The 753-nt window shown below is 42.9% G+C and carries 1 protein-coding gene; it reads left to right on the top strand.

The features are described 5' to 3' along the window. A partial coding sequence (locus KL866_RS02515) for a methyl-accepting chemotaxis protein (RefSeq protein WP_214993124.1) occupies positions 1 to 753 on the top strand: 753 nt, incomplete at both ends.

Raw genomic sequence — 753 nt, 5'->3', positions numbered from 1 at the left:
GGAAATAAATACTCTGTTTGACACGGTTCAAGTCCAATCACTTGAGGGACAAAACGCTATTCTTGAGTCTGTACAAGAAAACTTGCTTCGCAATATTATCGTCGCCGCAATCGGGCTCATTGCTGCTATATTTTTAGCGGTGATTGTAACGCGCAGTATTTCAAAACCACTCAGGCATATCAACAAAGGGCTGAGTTTGTTGAGTCAGGGAGATTTGAGTACCAAATTGCCTGAAGAAGGTAACGATGAGTTCTCCGCACTTTCAGCAAAAGTAAACAGCTTAACCGATAGCCTGCGAGAATTAGTTGGTAATATTCTTGAGCAGGAAAAGCGCTTAATTGAGATTACAAAAGAAAGTGTTGAACTTGGAAATAAAAGCTTGTCTGAAGTGGACAAACAGCGAGAGCAAGTTACGGTTACTTCCACCAATACTATAAATGTGCAGGATAAGAGCCGCAGTAACTTAGCTCAAATTAATGAAGCAATGGATGCCTTGCGGACGATTACACGGCAAAGTACCGACATAGGTCAGCTAGTACAAAAAAGCAGTGACCAAGTAAGCAGTCAGGCAAGACAGGCAGAGTCCTCAGCGCAAATCATCGGTCGTTTAGATAATAATTCGCGTAAAATAGGCAGTATCCTCGACGTAATTAAAACAATCGCTGAACAAACAAATTTACTAGCGCTAAATGCTGCCATTGAGTCTGCTAGGGCTGGCGAGCAAGGAAGGGGATTCGCGGTTGTTGCAGACGA

Source organism: Alteromonas sp. ALT199 (genome assembly GCF_018619335.1).
In the GTDB taxonomy this organism is placed as follows: domain Bacteria; phylum Pseudomonadota; class Gammaproteobacteria; order Enterobacterales; family Alteromonadaceae; genus Alteromonas.
This window is presented reverse-complemented; position numbering and strand designations above follow the sequence as displayed.